This window comes from Chryseobacterium arthrosphaerae (assembly GCF_001684965.1).
GTDB classification, from domain to species: Bacteria; Bacteroidota; Bacteroidia; order Flavobacteriales; family Weeksellaceae; genus Chryseobacterium; species Chryseobacterium arthrosphaerae.
Window position 1 is genome coordinate 814,960 of record NZ_MAYG01000001.1, and the last position, 16,708, is coordinate 831,667.

At 35.6% G+C, this 16,708-nt stretch carries 14 protein-coding genes, 1 tRNA gene and 1 riboswitch; of the genes, 6 read left to right on the forward strand and 9 right to left on the reverse strand.

Annotated features, from left to right (window positions below; translation table 11 throughout):
* Window positions 1-57 precede the first annotated feature (57 nt).
* Window positions 58-552, forward strand: coding sequence for a hypothetical protein (locus BBI00_RS03595; protein ID WP_065397483.1), 495 nt, complete (start codon window positions 58-60; stop codon window positions 550-552).
* Between the two features lie 136 nt (window positions 553-688).
* On the opposite strand, the gene BBI00_RS03600 is transcribed toward BBI00_RS03595, so the two are convergent.
* A complete protein-coding gene (locus BBI00_RS03600) occupies window positions 689-1,987 on the reverse strand; it encodes a hypothetical protein (protein WP_065397484.1) in 1,299 nt (432 codons plus the stop codon).
* Between the two features lie 80 nt (window positions 1,988-2,067).
* Window positions 2,068-2,487, reverse strand: coding sequence for a hypothetical protein (locus BBI00_RS03605; RefSeq protein WP_065397485.1), 420 nt, complete (start codon window positions 2,485-2,487; stop codon window positions 2,068-2,070).
* A gap of 651 nt (window positions 2,488-3,138) precedes the next feature.
* On the opposite strand from BBI00_RS03605, the gene BBI00_RS03610 reads away from it, so the two are divergent.
* The 3 genes from BBI00_RS03610 (at window position 3,139) to BBI00_RS03620 (ending at window position 5,689) form a co-directional block, all read left to right on the forward strand.
* Window positions 3,139-3,564 carry a tetratricopeptide repeat protein gene (locus BBI00_RS03610; protein ID WP_123841906.1) on the forward strand — a complete coding sequence of 142 codons (426 nt, stop codon included), beginning with the start codon at window positions 3,139-3,141 and terminating at the stop codon, window positions 3,562-3,564.
* A gap of 419 nt (window positions 3,565-3,983) precedes the next feature.
* Window positions 3,984-4,853, forward strand: coding sequence for an AraC family transcriptional regulator (locus BBI00_RS03615; RefSeq protein WP_065397487.1), 870 nt, complete (start codon window positions 3,984-3,986; stop codon window positions 4,851-4,853).
* A 305-nt stretch (window positions 4,854-5,158) separates the two neighbouring features.
* A complete protein-coding gene (locus BBI00_RS03620) occupies window positions 5,159-5,689 on the forward strand; it encodes a GNAT family N-acetyltransferase (protein WP_065397488.1) in 531 nt (176 codons plus the stop codon).
* A gap of 58 nt (window positions 5,690-5,747) precedes the next feature.
* On the opposite strand, the gene BBI00_RS03625 is transcribed toward BBI00_RS03620, so the two are convergent.
* Together BBI00_RS03625 and BBI00_RS03630 are read right to left on the reverse strand one after the other, a co-directional pair.
* Window positions 5,748-6,356, reverse strand: a complete 609-nt coding sequence (locus BBI00_RS03625) for a DUF6134 family protein (protein WP_065397489.1) — start codon at window positions 6,354-6,356, stop codon at window positions 5,748-5,750.
* 881 nt (window positions 6,357-7,237) lie between these two features.
* Complete coding sequence (locus tag BBI00_RS03630; RefSeq protein ID WP_065397490.1) at window positions 7,238-7,870, reverse strand: hypothetical protein; 633 nt, start codon at window positions 7,868-7,870, stop codon at window positions 7,238-7,240.
* Between the two features lie 613 nt (window positions 7,871-8,483).
* On the opposite strand from BBI00_RS03630, the gene BBI00_RS03635 reads away from it, so the two are divergent.
* Window positions 8,484-9,926, forward strand: a complete 1,443-nt coding sequence (locus BBI00_RS03635) for a helix-turn-helix transcriptional regulator (protein ID WP_065397491.1) — start codon at window positions 8,484-8,486, stop codon at window positions 9,924-9,926.
* A gap of 143 nt (window positions 9,927-10,069) precedes the next feature.
* Here BBI00_RS03635 and BBI00_RS03640 read toward each other — a convergent pair.
* The 5 genes from BBI00_RS03640 to BBI00_RS03665 form a co-directional block, all read right to left on the reverse strand.
* Window positions 10,070-10,154: transfer RNA gene (locus BBI00_RS03640), tRNA-Ser, on the reverse strand.
* 341 nt (window positions 10,155-10,495) lie between these two features.
* Window positions 10,496-11,440, reverse strand: coding sequence for an MBL fold metallo-hydrolase (locus BBI00_RS03645; protein ID WP_065397492.1), 945 nt, complete (start codon window positions 11,438-11,440; stop codon window positions 10,496-10,498).
* Window positions 11,441-11,579: 139 nt separating this feature from the next.
* Window positions 11,580-12,209, reverse strand: coding sequence for a dioxygenase family protein (locus BBI00_RS03650; RefSeq protein ID WP_065397493.1), 630 nt, complete (start codon window positions 12,207-12,209; stop codon window positions 11,580-11,582).
* A 73-nt stretch (window positions 12,210-12,282) separates the two neighbouring features.
* Window positions 12,283-13,071, reverse strand: coding sequence for a LytTR family DNA-binding domain-containing protein (locus BBI00_RS03655; RefSeq protein WP_065397494.1), 789 nt, complete (start codon window positions 13,069-13,071; stop codon window positions 12,283-12,285).
* 236 nt (window positions 13,072-13,307) lie between these two features.
* Window positions 13,308-13,769 carry an Lrp/AsnC family transcriptional regulator gene (locus BBI00_RS03665; protein ID WP_065397496.1) on the reverse strand — a complete coding sequence of 154 codons (462 nt, stop codon included), beginning with the start codon at window positions 13,767-13,769 and terminating at the stop codon, window positions 13,308-13,310.
* A gap of 194 nt (window positions 13,770-13,963) precedes the next feature.
* Window positions 13,964-14,150: riboswitch (cobalamin riboswitch) on the forward strand.
* A gap of 170 nt (window positions 14,151-14,320) precedes the next feature.
* Here BBI00_RS03665 and metE point away from each other — a divergent pair.
* Window positions 14,321-16,627: a 5-methyltetrahydropteroyltriglutamate--homocysteine S-methyltransferase gene (metE, locus tag BBI00_RS03670; RefSeq protein WP_065399604.1), complete on the forward strand. Its 2,307-nt coding sequence runs from the start codon at window positions 14,321-14,323 to the stop codon at window positions 16,625-16,627.
* The last annotated feature ends 81 nt before the right edge of the window (window positions 16,628-16,708 follow it).

The window sequence follows — 16,708 nt, forward strand, 5'->3', positions numbered from 1 at the left end:
ATTTGTTAGACCATCACAGGATTATAAAAAATTAACCAAATCCAATCTCAATATATTATGAAGAAAATATTCTCAGAAATGAAAGGTTTTGTGATCTACAGTCCGGAACTTTTATCGAAATACCTGCAGGAATATAACCTGCCCGGTAATAATATCTTAAAATATTTTGTCGAAAACGAACATGGGGATGAAATAACCAAATCCGGAATTGCGATCCCGGTCATAGGAGTGGAAGACGACTATTATTCTTTTCAGGTCTCCACAGGGGAAGAATATATTCTGGATCATAGTGAAGTGGAAGCACAATCTACAGGATGGATCTTCCAGACCAGCAATAATGAAGTGCGGGTAGTGGGGATCGGCTATCTGAAAGATATCACTTTGATCAGTGATGACAACAGCATTATCCTTCCTCTGGAAAACGGATGGTATTCTTTGAAAATACGTGCCGGAAGAAAAAACGGTGAGCGTCTGTTTGAGCTGAATATGCAGAGACAGGACTTCAGACCGGATTTCAAAGGCGATGTTACCTCTGAATACTATTACGGATAACCTTTGAGGTGCTGGGGTTGTCTCCCTGCAGAATATTATTCCGGAAAAGTAAAAAATGAAACCTGTCTCAAAGCTGATGATCAGGCAATATTATAGCCTGTTAATGCATTCTTGGGACAGCCTGTTTCTTATTCAATTATTGTATAGTTTTCTTCAGCTTATAATTTCCGCTCGTCTGGTCTTTTTCTACAGTGTAGCCATTGCTGAGTTCAAGAGTCCAGCCATCTCCCGATATTTTTTTATCTGTAATCTGGGTGGGATTTGATATTGAAATTTTATCCCAGTTCGGGCTCATCAATGCGCCGTTTTCAACAGTCAGAATGCCCCATTTATCTGTAACCCTGATGTTAGGATATACAGTACCTTTATCTTCAATCGGAACCATATTCCTTGGATCAAAAGAGACGTTCATTTTCTCAAACCTGATCTCGAAATGCGGCTGGTCAATGAATTTAAGCGTGTATTCAGCAATCAGTTTTTTCGTTTTTTCTTCTCTTGCTGTTTCTTCTTCAATGATCACTTTTCCGTTATAATCAGCAGTCCGGTTGCTTACAGCTTCTTTTAAGTCATCAGGAATTTGGGTCCGGAATGCTTTTACAAAATAATCGGTAAGATTGGTGGTGTCAGAAATTTTTCGGTTCCAGCTTTTATCTTTGGCAGACAGCAGGTATCCATAAGCCGGAATTGTATGATAAGCGAATGAACGCACAAAGGTGGGATTTTTAAAAAACTCATCGATTCCGTTCGTAAAAAATTGGGTCATCTGAGCTTTATTTCTCCCGCTGAACATGGCTCCTGTAAATTCAGCAATTCCTTCATTAAGTTCCAGCAGATTTTCAGTGGTGTTTGAATTCCTGTAAAGCGAATGTCTGTATTTTCTGAACATCAGGGCATTAGTCAGATGCTTTTGCCTTTCTTTTTCTGATGATGACTGAACTGCTTTCTTCAGGGCTTCCAGTTCCAGGCGGAGGTACATTCTTCCGTCTTTCTGGTCCAGATGATTATTTTCAGCGTTGCTGAGTGTAAAACCTAATGAAGGCTGTATGCTGTGAAATGACTCATGAGCCAGTAAATTAAGTCTGTTTTGCTTATTCTGAGGAAGCGGAAGCATGATCATGGCCCATCTTTTCCCACTCCAGTTGATTGCTGTATTGGCAATATTGATCTTATCCGGTAAAATCCCTGAATAGACATTTCCGGTAAGCTTTAAAAGCCCCTCAGTATCCGCTTCATTGGCAAAAATTTCCCTTGTTTTAGGATCAACCAAAAGCATAGGGCCGTATAAATCTTTGTTCCAGAGACTGGTATTCTGTTTTGAAGCTGTTTTTATTTCATCAAAAAAAACAGGAATGCTGTTGTGGGATTGATGTTGTTCCTGAGCGATGGCGCTTTGGGTCAGTAAAAATAATGCGGTTATTAAAACAGTATGTCTCATCGTTAGATTTTCTTTAGAGTATAGCTTATGTATTAAAATTGTTGGCTTTCGGGTGATCCAAATATCTGAAAATTTTCTGTTTATCCCTTATAGATCTGTTGAATAAAACCTGCTGTCAGAATACATCCTATTGTTGTCATTACAATATCGTAAAAGTCCATCGGGCTCCCCATAAAGTATTGAATGATTTCCCAAATAATTAGCCCTGCAAAAGTAAATAAGGTGGAGAACATCAGTTTTTTATTGAATGAGTTATCCGTCTGGAAAATCAATTTATAGTAAATAAAAAACACAGCACAAAACCCCGTTGCTGCAAAGAAATTGGGTAAAGTACCCTGGAGAAAATCAACGGTAGGAGAGAGCTGTAAATGTCTTGCTCTAAACCATTTCAATACGAAAACAGCCGATATGGAAATAATTCCCCAATACCAGATCAGTCTTAATTTTCTATCGGTTTTTATATCGGATCTTATCTCATTTTTAATTTCGTTAAAAGCCATACCTGTTATTTTGAATAATTATCTGTTTAATTTTGAATAAATGATTGCACCGATGAATTTTCCGTCATAAAATTCATGATTTGAGAATCAGAACGTAAGGCCAAGAGCTCATGAATGTAATTGGAATCAGCACGACGGGGTTTTAATCTCTCCGTTTTCAGTTCTCGAAATGCTGAGAAAATTATTGTAAGCATTATTAGTTTTGTATTTCGGTAAAGTTATAAAACTTTTTCACGGACTGCCTCACAATATGCGAGGATTAAAGAAAATATTTTAAATTATTTTAACAGAACAGATGTACATATTACATTTTCTGTATAATAATGATTGTTATTTTTACTCTTCCAGTGTTGATTGTTTTTTTATCATTTATATTCGTGTTTGTATCATAAGTAAAATGCAGATTCATGTAATTTTGCCCCGAAAAATTAATAATCTGTGGCTTAAGATTTTAAAATTTTACCAAAGCCCGCCTTTGATATTCCTAAGTAATATACTTTAATTATTGGTAGTATGACCTGTGTCGCAAACGTTATTTGTTTTTCTGATTCTATCTCTTACTTTACCTGCTTTCAGATCATAAGAAATCAGGACAATACCGGAAAAGACAGCTGCCTTACCAATAATGATGATAGAAAATATTCCTGAATTATGATTGCAGAACTGCACACAGCCAAGGATTTAATGGAGAATGAACAATATGAATCAGCCATTAATGTTTTAAGTTATTTGAATGGGTTGCCCCTAAAGTATGAGAATTTCAGATTGCTGTTATTGTCAAACTGTTTCTATAAAACAGAAGAATATGACTGGGCTATTGAAACAGCCAGCCAACTCCTGCAAAATGATCATACCAATGAATATGCATCCCGGATAAAATATTTAGCCTATTATGAACTGGAGGATTATGATAGTGCATTGAATGAGATCATCAGCTTTTTATCTGACAACAAAGCTGATCTTTATAAGAGCATTCTGAAAGAATTTTTAATTGATGTCAGAATAGAGAATATTGCTGATACTGATATTGTTTACAAGATGAAAGAACTGGCATTAAAAAATAATATTTACCTGTAAAGTTAAGTACTGTAAACAAAGAAAGCCTATCGCAAAAGCGGTAGGCTTTTTTTATGATGTATATTGTGATGATGGAAAATGATGTTTTTTTATCATAATTCATTATGTGTTTGTATAATTGTACTATTTATTGTAAAATAAACAGTAATTTTTTAAAATTGTTTCTGTATTGTGCTAAGTTCATAATGCTGAAGCATAAGAGTTTGTAACGTAGCGTGATATCTTTAAAAACAGAGAAAACAGGAACCTTGCCCTGAACATTTCTTTTGTGTTTTATGAAAGAAATGCTGTGGCTGTTTTTAAGTTGGTATACTTATTTCTGTTAGAGCATTAAGATATAATAAGGAATACAGGCTTTAATAGCCAAAGCTATGGCTTCTTATTGGCTTTAAATACAGAAAACACAGATCATTATTTTTATGGAGAGTTTTAAAATTGAACCATTCCTGCACAGTGAGAACAGCTCACATTATATTAATACAAAAATACTGTCAGACTTACTTATTGCAAGACCTGATCAGCTTTTTCAGCCGCATAGGATACTATTCAACTGTATCCATCTTTTCCTTGAAGGAGAAGGAGTATTTCATGTAGATTTTAAAGCAATCAATGTGAAGCCAAGGCATATCCTTTTTGTTTCTCCTTATCAGGTCAGTCAGTTTCAGCATGATCCCAAGTATAAAAGCAAAGTAATGATTTTTACTGAAGACTTTTTTTGTAAAAGTATGATCCAGTCACAGTTTTACAGTGAAACCAATCTGTTTAATGATCCTCTGACTCTGCCTTATTTTGATCTGGGTGAAAGGTTTGAGGAAGTCTGTGTTTTATTTGAATATATCCAGAATGAGCTGGCCAGGCCACACAGTGAAATGCAGGGGATTATTCTGAATAATTATCTGTTTAATATACTTCTGATTACAGAGGAGATATCCGTAAGTTCCAAAATCAATTTTGATTTTTGTACCAACAGGCTTTTAGTGACCCGATTTAAATCTCTTGTTAATAAGAATCTGAATCAGCATTATGGTCTGGATTATTATAGCAGTGAATTGAATGTGAGCTTAAGAACACTTCAGAATGCATTCCTAAAAGTGGAAAATCAGACCCCAAAACAATGGCTGATCAACAGAATGATCCTGGAAATTAAAAGAAACCTGATGTATGGCGGGATCAGTATAAGCGAGATAGCTTACGGGCTGGGCTTCAAGGAAGTGACTAATTTTACCAAATTTTTTAAAATTAAAACAGGACTTACCCCAACACAGTTCAGAAATAATTACGGGAAATAATTTGTACCATTTTTTTACGCATTTCTATTACCGGGACTACCAATTAAAGGCTAATTTAGCTGCGTAATTGTGTCAGGGAGATTACTGCATTATTATCATTTTGTGTAAACAGGTGAAGAATAATGTATGATGAATTTTTTTATCATTTGTGTTTTTAGGCCACATCTTCTACAGATGTGGTTTTTCTTTTTACAGCATCATGGATCTGAAAAATTTTAAGTATAGAGTCAGTATTTCCGGGTAAATCCGTCATCAGACTTTGAATTAAATTAAATTCAACATACATTTATGCCTTATTATTAAACATGAAAACGATAGAAATAAGCGAACTGAGATCAGAAAGGTTGATCCTTATTCCGTATACAGTAACCTTATGTGAAAATTTTTTGAACAATAACTTTAATGATCTTAATCTCCTGGGGCTGAAAAAAGGTAAGGGCTGGCCCGATGCAGATGTGCTTGAAACATTACCAAGGATCATCAGTAATTTATCCAGGGTAGAAGGGCCAACGGGATTTGAATCCTGGATGATCATAAAAAAAGAGACCGGAGAGGTTATCGGTGATATTGGCTTTAAAGGTTTTGAAGAAGAAAGCAAAAGCTGTGATATAGGCTATGGAATCACTGGATCCGAACGCAGAAACGGTTATGCCGAAGAGGCTGCAGGAATACTTATCCGCTGGGCATTTTCAAATGAGACTTTATCCCATATCACAGCCCGATGCTTACCGGAAAATACAGGCTCTGTTAACCTGTTAATCAAACTGAATTTTGAAGAAGACAGGAGAGATGCCCAAATGATTCATTGGGTTCTGCACAGGCCGCTAGTAAAATAAATGAGTAAGCTGCTTAGGATGTTTTTTTCCCTTTCATCCGGAATATACAGGCAGGGTTTTATTCACGTTTTGTATTAAGAACAAATTTTAGGTTCGCAAAATCTGTACTGGCTTCAACTAAAGTACAAATTCCGCTGGTGTAGGTATAAGTAGTAGTGTTTCCGTTGGGAAGACTGATTCTGTATCTTCTGGCATCAATCTTCTGAACAGGAACCATTTTCTGGAATTTTTCCGAAAAAACAGATTTTACATTTTCTGGTTCATTAAAATACAGGCTTGCGGTAGAGTATAAAACAGACTGTTTTAGAAAGCCATTGGGACCATCCTTATCTGAAAGGTTATAAAAACTCCCGTTCCAGATGGCTGTATTGTTCACTTTGATTTTCCCGTTCATTGTCCGGTAAAGTTTTGCCTGTTGCAGAATATTTTGTTTAAAGCTAACGTTCATTTTATCGTAAATCTCAATGCTGTACAGGATTTTTACCTGAGCCCGGGATTCAAAAAGATATTCGGTAATATGGTCTTTTAAAGAACGTTCTACACGGATAGTACCAATGTTCTTATCATCTTTTATAATAGAATAATTCAGATATTCTTTGGCAGACATTGCCAGATTAGGCTGAAAATAACCGGGCAACAGTATTGAAAAAATCAGGAGTGCTTTCATGATATGTATTCTTTAAAATAATTAACAATTTCTTTTATAAGATTTCTTATTGTTCGCAGGTTCGGAATGTTTATTCGGATAAATACATTTTTCCTTCTGCATTCATATAGAATCTGTAATGCAAAATTAGGCATGGGAAAAGGCTGAAATGTTCCGCAAGATAAATGCGAACCTATTAAATTGGTGTATTTTAATTGACTGAAAATAAGGTATTTAAAGTGGTTGTGCGTTCTGATTTATAATCCTGAACCGTTTTTAGACTTTGAATGTAGTTTTTTTGAAGAATTACTAATGATGAATACTCAAAATCATTGTGTCTGATTTCATAGTATCGATTAAAAAATCCTGCCTCTATTAAGAGACAGGATCCACCAAAAAGACAAAACATTTTAAATGAAAAAAATCCAAAAAGTTACTGTATAGTACAATACCATAAAGTAAACATAATCATACCTGTCATTTTTCTTTCCGGCATATTTTGAAGAAATAACACTGTGTACTGGTAATAACTACCGGTATCATGTTGTATATGAAATATTAAAATCTCAATAATAGTATACTGATCATCATTACAAATTTTAAGCTTTTCCCAGAATCAATATTTTAATGGATAAATGATCCGGGAGAATCATTTACTTTTTTAATAAAACATGATAATTGATCAGGAAACTGTTGAGAGATTCAATTTGTATTATAGTCCAAATATTCAATTTTCTTCAAATCGGTTTTTATTTTATTCTGGTCACTTACGTCTTTAGAATCTACGAATGAAATGGGCTAATGTTCTTGAACTGCGGTCAATATTGAGGGAAAACAATTAACTGCCTTCAAGTAAAATACATAATTTTCGATGCTTTTCTAAAGCTAAAAAGAATATATTCTTAATAGGAGCTTGTTATATACCAGTAATTTCCTTTCGAATGAAATGTTAAACATTTATTAGTGTTAGGATTGACTATTGTGCTTGGAGTTGGTCCATGTAACGGTAAATATATTTGTGACCCGGAGGAAGATGATATTAACTTTCCTCCAGAATTTGCTGTACACAAAACCAGGATTCTATTAATATTTTTGCCGCCTGGCGGAGGTAAAGTTATATTTCCTTTAAGGATAATAGTATGATCATCATCCAGTACAGAACCACTTCCTTCCCTGATCTTAGCATATATGCCACTTCCTGAATAAGTTGTGGAATCTAAGGCAGAACTGAACCGCACCCAGATACTGCCATCAAAGTAATAATAGCCTTCTTCTTTAACGTTTTTAGTTTGTACTGTGGGGTTATTAGCTGCTGAGGTAACATATACTATTGCACCTTTCTGACTTGAAGTATAAGTTTTATCAGAAAGCTGATTCCCTGTAATTCTTGGAGCAATAATACCATCATAAAAAGCAGGATTTGCTGGTTTGCCTACGACATCTAAGCTTGCATGAGGTTTAGTAGTGTTTATCCCTACCTGACTAAAAGTACTGACTGATAAACAAAAACTTACCATAAAAGTAACCTTTTTCATGAGTAAATGTAATTTAATTATAAATTGAATTTAAAAATGTAATCTCTAAGACATACATACCCGGACTTTATACTTTGAAAGCTTCTGTCTGGTATGATACTCCGACTTTGTAAATTTTGACAAGCCATTCACTAAACTTGCCCCAATACCAATCGATTTATTTTGTATCGCAATAATCGAAAGAAAATTCTGTTTTGAAAAAAAATTACCTATCCACAAATACTCATTTATACTTACATTAATTCATTATCACTAATGAAACATTTATCGGAATTTTTTTTAGAAAAGTAAAGTAACTTATTAACCACCATAAAAACTCATATTTACCCTAAAATGTAAGTAGTTCAAAACATAGAAGTATCTTAGTGCAATAAATCCACAATTTTTATGATCTTGTTAGGATTAATGTTTAATATTTGATAATCATTTGGAGTGTTTAATGTCTGTACATTTATTAAAACAAGGGTTTAGATTTGCTAGATCCTTGTTTTTTGTTTTGCGCTTATAAAGAAATATTATAGATTCATTTTTTAAAAAAATATATATAATTTTGCACCTGCAATTCAGCAGTTCCATGCTATAAACACAAATAATTTATACAATAAATTAGATTATGAAATTTTTTGCTTTAATGTTTTCATTCATGATAGTAATCGTGAATGCTAAAGATCCGTCCCGGCAGCAAATTGATAGCCTGATCAATATAGCAAACAATAAAAATGCATATTCAAATTTAGGAGATAAAGAAATGCTGAGATTAATTACCGAAGCTTATTATCTTTCAAAGGACCTGGGATATGACGGAGGACGTTTAGAATCGCTAATTAAGTTTCTGGAAATATATTATAACACGAACAATATCAATGGTATATACGAAAAAGTAGATGAGGCCATCAGGCTGGCTACAGAGCTGGATAATAATTATATTCTAAGCAGAGCATTAAGATACAGAGCATGGATGTATATTAAAATAGGCAAATATAATCTCGCAAAATATGAATTAAAAAAAGCAGCAGAAATTGCTTCAGATATTATTGACAATGATCAGAAATACAAGTCTTTAATGAATATTAGTTCTACTATGGCCTCTTATTACGAAGCTTATAAATCAGATACTGATTCAATGCTGTCCTATGCCAACAAAGCGTATCACTATGCTTCCAATATTAAAAGTTCAAATCCAGATAAAAAAAAATACCTTTCAGCAACAGCCACTGTAATAGGCCATATTTTATTATATAAAGGAAATGTAAAAGATGCTAAAAAATATATTCTTAATGCCGAAGAAAATCTTATTAATAGTCCAGATAAAGCGACTCTGGTAAAAATATACAAAGCATTAGGAATAATTTCGATGAAAGAGCATCAACACGAGCTGGCACTAGATTATTTTAATAAGTCTGTTTTTCTTGCAAAAAAATACAATCAAAATGATGAGTTAAAAAATATCTATCCAATGGTATCAAAAGCTTATGAGGCATTAAAAGATTATCAAAAAGCTCTTCATCAACATGATAATTACAAGAAAATCAATGACAGTTTGAATTTCGAAACAAAAAAAGTAATAAATAAAATAAAAAATCTTCCAAATAAAGATTACCGAAGGTTTGATTCCTTTGACTACAGTATTTTTGGAGTATGTTTATTGCTGATCACACTTATGATTGTACCTAAGCAAGATATAGTAGAAGCATCCAAATCAGAGATAATGGTAATTACTGAAAAAGAAAATCAAAAACAAAATATTTTATCATATACAACTATAGAACAGCTGAATCAGCTTACAGATCTTGCTACAAAAAATGAACAAGCTTTTTATACAAAATTCCAGGAAATATACCCTCATTTTATAATAAATATAACCGAAAAGTTTCCAAAACTATCTACTGCTGACATTAGATTATGCGCATATTTAAAAATGAATTTTGACACGAAACAAATTGCAGTTTTTACTAATTCTACCATCCGATCTGTGGATGCAAAGAAATATCGTCTTAGAAAAAAGCTAAATCTTACTCCAGAAGAAGAATTATACGCTTATGTATCAAAATTCTGATTAGTATGAATTGGGCACAAACTTTTAGGGTATTTCTGATAATTTTAGCAATTACTATAAACAAAAAAATCCTGCAAATCATTGATTTTGCAGGATTTATATATTTTTTGTTGTTTTTTGAAAACTTCCGTTTTCACAACTTGCGGAGAGTGAGGGATTCGAACCCCCGGACCTGTTACAGTCAACAGTTTTCAAGACTGCCGCAATCGACCACTCTGCCAACTCTCCTTAAACTCCGGTAGTACCGTTGTTTTCAGTGGTGCAAATATAGAAACATTTTTAATACTGACAAAATATTTTTTCAATAAAATTGATTTTTTTTCAGTTGTCATCAGGGTTTACAGCAGTATAAGAAGAAAAAGCTTAATGCTAAAACCTAACTTTCAGTTACTTAAATACTATGTTTGCTAACTGTGAAAATTTAAATAAAGATGCTCAAAATAGTAGACTGAATTCAATTTCATGTGGGGTATCGCATACTATCTTGCGAAAGCTGCCAGTATATTTTCAGTAATAACAGGCAGATAATGAAAGATGAGGCAAATTCTTGCCCCATCTTTTGATCTTTATTAAGGTAAACTAATTTTTTTACCCTGTTCAGGGAAGATGTAATTAACCTTTAATGGATTGTTTTCCAGGAGTTCTTTTTTTATAATCTCCGGATTATCCTTCGTCGGTTTTCTGTGGGTAACTACAATATTCAGCCCCTGTAGATTTTTTTGTCCCGTTTTTTCTTTGAGTTTTTCCAGTTCTTCCAATAAGAGATTGGGCGTAAGGTGGCCAAACAAAAGATGTTCCGGCTGGCTGTTCGGGAATGATACTTCTATCAGTATGGTGTTCAATTGCTTCTTCTTCACCAAAGGAGCAATGCGTTCCCAGAGTTTATTGAGCTGTTCAGACTTCTCAATCCTGTCAGCTCCTGTATCGCCCAGGTAAAGAAGGTAATGGTCATCCCTTCTGACAAGGGCAGCACTGCTTTTATAGGGATTTACGTGGCTCAGTTCATAGCCGGTTATAAAAAACGGGGTTTGGGGCGCCGGGATCTCTGTTCCTTCTTTAAGCTCATTATAATGATATTTTCCCAGCATCGGTTTTTGACCCTGGTCAGCAAAATTGATCCAGATATCTGTAATGAAATAATGATTTTGTAAAATTTGAATCACCGGTGAGATGGCAAAAATGTCCTTTTTAGAATCAGCAGGAGAATTGATAATAAGGCCTGACAAATGATCCAGATGGCCATGTGAGATAAAATAACCTTTGATCTGATCTTTCAAAACCGTTTCTTCCGGCCCGCTGAGGCTGTTCATCTGAATGGCTTTTCTTATGCCGGTATTCACTGTACCTGCATCAAGGCAGATAAATGTATTGTCTTTGGGGGCTCCTACTAAATACGCAGATAGGTTATCTTCCTGTTCTCCGCCATAAATACCTAATGGAATAAGATCGAAATTTTGTGCCTGGCAGGTCATGTGTATGATGAAGGCCAATAAAGAAAGTGCTGTTTTTTTCATTTTTTTAAGCTAAAAAAACTATCCTTTGTGGATAGGATAAGCAAATTTACATTATTTTTTCCCGATAAGAGGCCTTGCAAAAAGGGAATCCTTTGCCGTAGTCGTTAAAAATAAGCATGAATTGATCTGCTTTTCTGTCTTATGGATAATCAGGAATGTTTTTACCCAGAATGATATCTCTTCTGATGGTCATAAGCCCATCTTGCATATAAGGCTTTACGATTCCTGAGCCTCCTCTTCCGGGTTGTTTTTTTCTCATGGCTTTTTTCAGGGAAGGATCATCATCAAACAGGTATTCATCCAGATAGTATTCATTTTTATCCGGTTCTTTGATGGTGATATGGATGTGCTCAGGTTCACTGCCGTCAGGATAAGCAGCAGGCCTGAAGGTATAAAATGTATATTGCCCGTTTTTTCCGGTCTTTACCCAACCCCGGAAAAATCCATGCCGTTTTGCCCAGCCTGTTTCATTGCCTCTGGTTTCATAAATTCCTTGTCTATTGGTGTGATAAATGTATACAATGACATTTTCTGCCGGTGTTTTTCCGTCTTTTTTGAAAACAGTTCCGGTTACCTTTAGCTGGGGTTTGTTTTGCATGAATTTTGGAAGTGTATCTACGGGAGTCAATGTTTTATTTTGGTACTCATAGATCGCTTCACAGCCTTCACAAGGTCCTCCTATATTTTTTTTGGTCTGACCTTGGCAGGATGTTAAACCTGATATCGTCAGTAGAATCCAGAAAGAAATACTTTGTTTTTTTAAGTCCATAGCTTGTCATGTTTTTTATGTGAATGTATTTGCGAAATTATGGACTGAAAAAAGGTTGTAAAAATAAAATGTTTTATCCTGATGAATTGGTAAGCTGACCTGAGGTCCCTGTCGTAAAGCGTTTTTTGAATTCAGAAGTATAGGTCCTGCTCAATCTTACCAGAGTACCATCTGTCATCTGCAGATCATAATCGCCATTCAGACGGGATTTGAATGAGCGTATTTTGGAAAAATTAACTACAGCGGATTTGTGTACACGGATAAAGATCTGATCATCCAATTGTTCAAGCATTGATTTCAACGTTTCAGAATGCAGATACCTTTTGTTTTCAAGGTGAATAGAAACATAAGGAGTGGCAGAAGTGATCTGTATAATGTCTTCCGTATGGATGATCACATTATCTTTTCCATTATGGATAACGAATGTAGGAGAGACTGTGGCTTTTTCTGTATACACAGCATTAGGTTTCCGGACCGGGAGATATTGATAACCTAGAACAAATCCTGCATAGATAAGAACGGCTATAGAAAAGTCGTGGGTGAGGGTGTAAGAAAAGAATTTAAAAAGATCATATCTGCCCTGATAAAAAAAGAGAGACAAAATAGTTGCAATAAAAGGAAGCATTATAAGATGCACCGTAATCGGTAATATGATGAATAGTGCTGTTTTTGTATAGCTTATATGCGTTTCAGATTTCAACTTTTGATATAGAACCATTATTATGGGAATGTAGAGGATCCAAACGATCTTAAACAACAATGATTCGCTGAAATGAAAACTATAGCCGCTTCTCTTGGCCTCCCAGAAATCCTGAAACATATTTATAGTTGTAATGACAATAATGATTCCGGAAAGTATCATGAATAACTTTCCTGTATTCAAAGGAAAACGAAAGGGGGTTATCTTATTTGAAATCGGGGATGTCATCTCTTATAGTTTTTGTAGACTTTCGTTTTTTATCAAATATACTAAAATCATTGTGATGATGTTGAGTTACAAAATCTCTGTTGTTAAATCCGAAGCAATACCGCTACCTTCCGGAAATAGATTGAAGAATAAAGCTAAAACAGGGTGTTTAAAAAATATAATCAGAGATTTTATATGGTCAGCCCATGGTTGTTTTTGACTTCGGCCATGACAAATGTACTGTGTGTACTCCCGATGGAATCTACTGATCCCAGTTTATTGAACACAAAATCCTGATAATGTTTCATATCCCGGACCTGAACTTTAAGCAGAAAATCAAAATCCCCGGAAATATTATAGCATTCAGCAACCTCTTCGATTTCCAGGATTTCTTTTACAAAATCATATCCCACAGAACGGTCATGGATCTTTAATTTGATCTGGCAGAAAACGGTGAATCCACGGTTAAGCTTCTCAGCATCTAAAACAGCAGCATATCTTTTTACATAGCCTTCCTGTTCGAGTCTTTTTACCCTTTCAAAAACAGGAGATGGGGAAAGGCTTACCTCTCTGGCGAGTTCTTTCACGGTAAGTTTTGCATTTTTTTGAAGCAGTCTGAGCAGCTGCAGGTCTTTATCATCGAGTTGTTCCACAGAATATTATTCTTTTACATTATAAAATCAATCAAATGTACAGAATTATATTCTTTTTAAATTATTATTTTAAGTTTTATTTGCTTAATTTACTGTATTTTATTGTTTGTTTATTCTGTATAGTTAATTTTACACAAAATTAAAATCTTTTATTAATGCTGCTGAGTGTTCGTAAAAGAAACCGTTCTTTATCTACTTCATCAAACAGGAGAGGTTTTACTTAAGGTAAATTAATAGGGAATCATGTGAAAATCATGAGCTGTCGCGCAACTGTAAGCAGCATGCCAAAGGTTTCCGTCCAAAGATATCCACTGCGAAAAGCGGGAAGGATGACGGAAAACCGCTGCAAGCCAGGAGACCTGCCTTTACTGAATTGACAGTGCTTTCGCGGTCTGAAGCTTTGGGTCATACAGATGATATATCGGATGCATTTTCTTTTTGTAAGAATCTGCAGCATTCAGTATATTATTGTTTTCCATAGATTTCCGCAGAAGTACTACGAAGCATTTCAAAGAACTTTATCGTTAAGTTTAATTAAAAAGTTTAAAAAAATGCAAACTCACATTCTGGGCTATCCGCGTATTGGTAGCAAAAGAGAACTTAAAAAAGCCTGCGAACAGTATTGGTCCGGCAAAATTGTTTTGGAAGAACTTCTTGCTGCAGGAAGAACGATCTGTAACCACAACTGGAATATCCAAAAGGAGGCCGGGATAGATCTTATCCCATGTAATGACTTTTCATATTATGATCAGGTACTGGACATGAGCCTCATTGTAGGGGCCGTGCCATCCCGTTACCATGAAGTAGTGCTTAAGAAAAACAATACAGAGCTGGATCTTTACTTTGCCATGGCAAGAGGGTATCAAAAAGACGGATTGGATATCACAGCAATGGAAATGACCAAATGGTTTGACACTAATTACCATTATATTGTTCCTGAGTTTTACAAAAACCAAAAGTTTAAACTGAGTTCGGATAAAATATTCAATGAATTTGCCGGGGCCAGACAGGCTGGAATCAATGCAAAACCTGTGATCATAGGACCTGTTTCCTATCTTCTTTTGGGAAAAGAAAAAGAGGAGGGGTTTGATAAGCTGGATCTGGCAGAAAACCTTCTTCCTGTGTATATTGAAATCCTTACAAGACTTCAGGAACAGGGCGCTGAGTGGATTCAGCTGGATGAACCGTTTTTAGCACTGGATCTGACGGAGAAAGCAAAACAAACCTATCAGCTGGTGTATGCGGAGATAAGAAAAAAATTCCCTAAGCTAAAGCTTATTATTGCTACTTATTTTGACGGATTAAAAGACAACCGGTCTCTTGCCGTTTCACTTCCGGTAGAGGTATTGCATATAGATCTGGTAAGAAATCCTGAGCAACTGGAAGAAATATTGAAGATCATTCCTGAAAATCTAAGCCTTTCACTAGGTCTTGTGGACGGAAGAAATATCTGGAAGAATGATTATGAAAAGTCTTTGCGCTTCATTACAAAAGCCATTGAGAAACTTGGCTCTGAAAGAGTTTTCATTGCTCCATCCTGTTCTCTGCTTCATTCACCCTGTGATCTGGATGCAGAGACAGCCCTTAATCCTGAAATTAAAAACTGGCTGGCTTTTGCAAAACAGAAAGTAAAAGAAGTTGTTACCCTTAAAGCACTAGCTGCGGGTACAGATAATGAAAACAGTCTTACAGATTTTGAAGACAATAAAAAGGCAGTTGAAGGAAGAAAAACATCTTCCCTTATTCATAATGATCAGGTAAAACAAAGAGCTCAGGCTGTCACCAAGGAAGATACCCAAAGGAAAAATACTTTTAAAATCCGTAAGGAAGAGCAGCAAAAAACATTACAGCTTCCTTTGTTTCCTACCACCACCATCGGATCATTTCCGCAGACTGCAGAAGTAAGAAGCTGGAGGGCTCAATTTAAAAAAGGAGACCTTACGGCAGTACAATATGATGCATTACTGAAAGAAGAAACCCAAAGAACCATCCGCTGGCAGGAAGATATAGGAATTGATGTGCTGGTTCACGGAGAGTTTGAACGCAATGATATGGTGGAATATTTTGGGGAACAACTGGAAGGGTTTACATTTACTAAAAACGGCTGGGTACAGAGCTACGGAAGCCGTTGTGTAAAACCTCCTGTGATTTTTGGGGATGTATCACGGCCGGTACCTATGACAGTGTACTGGTCACAATATGCACAGTCTCAGACTGAAAAATGGGTGAAAGGAATGCTCACAGGGCCCGTTACCATCTTACAATGGTCTTTTGTTCGTGACGACCAGCCCCGCTCTGAAACCTGTAAGCAGATTGCATTAGCGATACGTGATGAAGTAGTGGATCTGGAGAAAGCAGGAATCAGAATTATCCAGATTGATGAGCCGGCAATCAGGGAAGGTCTTCCTTTGAGAAGAACCGACTGGCAGAACTATCTGAAATGGGCTGTGGAAGCTTTCAGAATTTCTGCAAGCGGAGTAGAAGATGCCACACAGATCCATACACATATGTGCTATTCTGAATTCAATGATATTATTGAAAATATTGCCGCTATGGATGCAGACGTGATTACCATAGAATGTTCCCGCTCTCAGATGGAACTTCTGAATGCCTTTGCCGACTTCCGCTATCCGAATGAAATAGGCCCCGGTGTTTATGATATTCATTCGCCAAGAGTGCCGTCCAAAGAAGAGATGGTTGAGCTGTTGAGAAAAGCGCAGCATGTAATCTCTGCCAGTCAGCTTTGGGTAAACCCGGATTGTGGGCTGAAAACCAGACATTGGGAAGAGACTGAAAAAGCTTTAATAGCAATGGTTGCTGCTGCTAAGGAAGCATCTGTTGAATATGCGGATTGTTAAAAGCTGGAAGTAGGGAAGTATGAATCCGGAAGCAACTATCCGGTAAATTATTTTCTGGCGGTTAAATGATTCAGTCGACTG